The sequence below is a fragment of the Nitrospirota bacterium genome, assembly GCA_037386965.1.
Classification (GTDB): domain Bacteria; phylum Nitrospirota; class Thermodesulfovibrionia; order Thermodesulfovibrionales; family JdFR-86; genus JARRLN01.
The window spans coordinates 1-3,936 of the sequence record JARRLN010000129.1; the positions used below are offsets into that span (position 1 = coordinate 1).

The 3,936-nt window shown below is 62.1% G+C and carries 5 protein-coding genes; 1 reads left to right on the forward strand and 4 read right to left on the reverse strand.

Translation table 11 applies throughout. The features are described 5' to 3' along the window. The 4 genes from P8Y39_12785 to era all read right to left on the reverse strand — a co-directional run. Positions 1–899, reverse strand: an 899-nt coding sequence (locus P8Y39_12785; protein ID MEJ2193191.1) for a PAS domain S-box protein, incomplete at its 3' end; no start/stop codon positions are given. Positions 900–974: 75 nt separating this feature from the next. Further along, positions 975–1,709 carry a DNA repair protein RecO gene (recO, locus tag P8Y39_12790; GenBank protein MEJ2193192.1) on the reverse strand — a complete coding sequence of 245 codons (735 nt, stop codon included), beginning with the start codon at positions 1,707–1,709 and terminating at the stop codon, positions 975–977. A 111-nt stretch (positions 1,710–1,820) separates the two neighbouring features. Then, the gene (locus tag P8Y39_12795; GenBank protein ID MEJ2193193.1) at positions 1,821–2,273 is read right to left on the reverse strand and encodes a bifunctional nuclease family protein; all 453 of its coding nucleotides are present in this window, start codon (positions 2,271–2,273) and stop codon (positions 1,821–1,823) included. Then, positions 2,273–3,208: a GTPase Era gene (era, locus tag P8Y39_12800; protein MEJ2193194.1), complete on the reverse strand. Its 936-nt coding sequence runs from the start codon at positions 3,206–3,208 to the stop codon at positions 2,273–2,275. The genes P8Y39_12795 and era overlap by 1 nt, the downstream gene beginning before the upstream one ends. Positions 3,209–3,442: 234 nt before the next feature. Here era and P8Y39_12805 point away from each other — a divergent pair, with 234 nt between their 5' ends. Continuing rightward, positions 3,443–3,610: a zinc ribbon domain-containing protein gene (locus P8Y39_12805; protein MEJ2193195.1), complete on the forward strand. Its 168-nt coding sequence runs from the start codon at positions 3,443–3,445 to the stop codon at positions 3,608–3,610. Positions 3,611–3,936: the final 326 nt, after the last annotated feature.

Below are 3,936 nucleotides of genomic sequence, written 5' to 3' on the forward strand. Positions count from 1 at the left end.
TGGAAGGCGTCAAAGACGTAGGGAAGGTCCTCCTCCGACAGGCCGGAGGAAGAATTCACGACCTCCACGAAGACCCATCCGGCCCTGCCTTCGGTGCGCACCCGGACGGTGCTTCCGGGGTCCGCATACGAAAAGGCGTTTGAAAGGAGGTTTTGCAGGATCCGCTCAACCATCCCCTCGTCCGCCGAGAGGGTGAGGTCGCCGGTGTCCCTGACCTCCACGCCCACCCCCCTCTCCTCAGCCTGGACACGGAGGGCCTCCACCGTCCTCACGAGGATGTCCCCCAGGTCAACGGGCGCGAACTCGGGGACCATCGCCTCCGCCTCGAGCCTGGCGTACTCCAGGTAATCGCCCACGAGCCGCTCCATATTGCCCAGCTCCTGCGTGACAAGGTCCAGGTACTCCTCCTGCTCCTGCGTGAGGGGGCCCGCCTTCCCCTCCCGCATGCGCCTGAGAAACCCGCTGGAGGAAATCAGGGGGGTCTTCATGTCGTGGACGAACATGGAGAGGAAGTTCCTCCTCTCCCGCTCCCTGCGTTTCTGGCCGGTGATATCCCTGAAGACCTCCGCCCCGCCCAGGAACTCGCCCTGCCCGCCGTAAAGGGGAAAGGACGCGACTTCTATGGTGACGATGGCCCCGTCGGGGGTCTTTATCGTGGCCTCGGTCATGGTCCTTTTCCTCCGGTAACGCACCGATTCCCTCATGAGGGGGCACGCGTCGAGGTCGGCCGTCCCGTGCAGGAGCATCATGTGGGAGCGTCCCAGGGCCTCCTTCCGGGAAAGGCCCGTAATCCGCTCGGCCTCGGGATTGAACTCAACGATGGTGCCGTCCTTGTCCACGATGGAGAAGCCCAGGGGAATGTCCTGGACAATCTCCTCATAGAGGCGTCCGTCATGCATGATGCTCACCGTTCAAAATGGATGGCGCGCGCTTCCTGAATACATCTTAGTCAATCCTGGGAAATGCCGCAACAGTTAGGGAAAGACGGGGGCCGTCCTGAGCCGCCGCGCCAGGGTATGCTCCACGTGGGAGTTCAGGACGAGGGCGAGCTCGCTCACCAGGCCTCCCGGGGCGTTGACCCTCGCGGTCTTCTCGAGCTCCCAGGTGCCGAGGGTATGATAAAGCCGCCTGCTTCCTTCGGAGAGGTCAAGCCCCTCCTCCTCCCGGAGCCCCATGCTCCGGGCACACCCGCCGCAGACGACCGCTCCCTGGGAGCGGTGGAACAGCCGCCCCCGTCCTCCGCACCGCGCGCACGCCGTGAGCCGCGGGGCATAGCCCATCAGGCGGAGAAAGCGGACCTGGTAGACGAGGGGGCCCATCGTCCCGGAGCCGGAAGCCATCATGCCCAGGGCGTGCACGAGAAGCTGGAAGGCCCCGGGGCTCCGGGCCCCCTCATGGAGGAAATTCAGGGTCAGCTCCGCCATCCCGGAGAGGCCGAGGAGAGTGCGGTAGTCCTCCCTCAGCTCCTGGTACGAACGGATGATGTCCGATTGGGTCAGGCGGGGAAGCGGCGCATCCTCCCTGCCCAGGAGCGATATGGTGGCGTGGGTGAAGGGCTCCAGGCTGCCGCCGAAACGGCTCCCCACCTTGCGGGGGCTCTTGGCAAAGGCCTTCTTCACCCCCAGGTCCCGGGTCAGGTAGGTCACCAGGAGGTCGGCCTCGCCGTAGGGGAAGGTCCTCAAGACGATGCCTTCCGTTCGCGTGAGCATCAGGGGGTCCCTCTCGGGAGCACGGGCGTGCGGCGGGAGGCGGGTTCGATGTTCCGGGTCCTCCGCGCCGCGGGCTCCGGGGCGGGCAGGAGCCGGGCCGGGGCCCGGAGCCTACATGATATTGCCAAAGTCCTCGGGCTTAAGGTTCTTGAGCCAGTCCTCCAGCTCGTCGGTGTTCTTCTGCTGGATGACCTCTTCCTCCACATAGATGGGCGAGCCCGCGCGCAGGGCCACGGCCACGGCGTCGCTGGGCCGGGAGTCCACGGGCAGCTCCCGCTTGCCGTCGGTGACATACAGGAGGGCATAGTACGTGTTGTCCATGATCTGGGTGACCACCACCCGTGTGACCTTCACCATGAGGGAGTCCATGACGTTGAGGACGAGGTCGTGCGTCAGAGGACGCGGGGTGGCCACTTTCCCCAGGGCCAGGGCGATGCTGTCCGCTTCGGGCTTCCCTATCCATATGGGCAGAGTCTGGTTCTGGTCGTTGGATTTCAACAGCAGGATGTACATGTTGCTCCGCGGGTCGAAAAGCAAGCCCTCGACGTTCATTTTAATAAGCATCACTCATACCCCATTTCGGCTAAGAAGGATTTCTTGGTGCGCCACTGTTTCTTGACCTTGACGAACAGCTCCAGAAACACATGCGCATCAAGAAGGTCCTCAATCTCGGCCCTGGCGCTGGTCCCGATGCGCTTCAGCCGCTCGCCCCGTTTCCCTATTATAATACCCTTTTGCCCGTCTTTTTCAACAAAAATGTTCGCGCCGATGTGGACCCCGCCTGCCGCCTCGCTCCACTGGCTCACCTCCACCGCCACCGAGTGGGGCACTTCCTCCTGGGTAATCTCCATGACCTTCTCGCGAATTATCTCGGCCACCATGAAGCGCTCCAGCCTGTCGGTGACGAGGTCGTCGGGGTAATACCTGGGTCCGGCGGGAAGCGCCTCCACCACGGCGCGGAGGACATCATCGATGCCCTCGCCCGTGAGGGCGCTTATGGGAAGGATGTGGGGGAAGTCGTAAAGCCTCCGGTACTGGTCGATGACCGGGAGGAGCTTGGGCTTTTTCACCGTGTCCACCTTGTTGATCAGAAGAAGAACGGGCTTTCTCTCCCTGGCGAGCTCCCTGAGGACGGCCTCCTCGGCCCGGGCGGGCGGGCGGGGCTCGACCATGAAGAGCACGACGTCCACGTCCTTTATCGCCTGGCGGGCCTCCCGCACCATGTACCCCCCCAGGGGGTGCGCAGGGACATGGAGGCCGGGCGTGTCCACAAAGACGATCTGGGCGTGGGGAAGGCTCTTTACGCCGATAATCCGGTTGCGGGTGGTCTGGGGCTTGGGGGTGACGATGGAGACCTTCTGCCCCAGGACGGTGTTCAGGAAGGTGGACTTCCCCACGTTGGGCCTGCCGCTTATGGAGACGTAGCCCGAACGGAAGGCCTCGGGGGCCTTTTCGCCCGAAGGCCCCTCACGGGGTTTCGTGTTTTCTTCTCTACCCATGGCGTTGACCGGCTCTCCGGGTGTGCACGCCCTCACGGACGCATCTTTCATGGTACGGGGAAAGCGCTGCGGGCGTCAAGGCCGAGCACCGGAGCGCCCCCTTTCCCCTCCGCCAGTGCGCCTATACAAAGCAGGGCAACGCGGGCGCCCCCCCGGGATGCAACCCCTCTATTATCGCTGAAGATTCTGGTATATAATTCCTAGCAGCGAAAACAGATTGCCGGAGGTGCCCCTATGCCCCAGTACGACTACGAGTGCAAGAAATGCGGAAAAAGGTTCACCCTGATACGGAGCGTCAAGGAGCACGAAGCGAAGAAGCGCGTCCGTTGCCCCGAGTGCAAGTCCCAAAGCGTACGGCCCGTTTACGCGGGCTTCACGGCCATAACGTCGAAGAAGTCCTGAGGGCAATTGGCTTCCGATGACTTGCGATGTCCTTCCTGAAGTCCGCGACCGTTTTACCTTGTGATAACTGCAGCTTTCCCTGAAAGAAATAGGTTTGAAAAGTCAATTGCATTCTTCCCGTACTTCTCAGGTTCAACTCTCTTAAAATTATGCAGGTTTCATTCAGCTTCATTCCCCTCACAACCTATGTGGAGTGGGATGGAATCGACAGTCCAAGAGGCTTCTCTTGGTAGTGTCAAGAATCTTTCGCACATTTTCTGATGGCCCTCATCTGGCTGCCAACGTCTAGGCTGCTTCTATTTCCTTCATCATCTCGTCGATGCGGT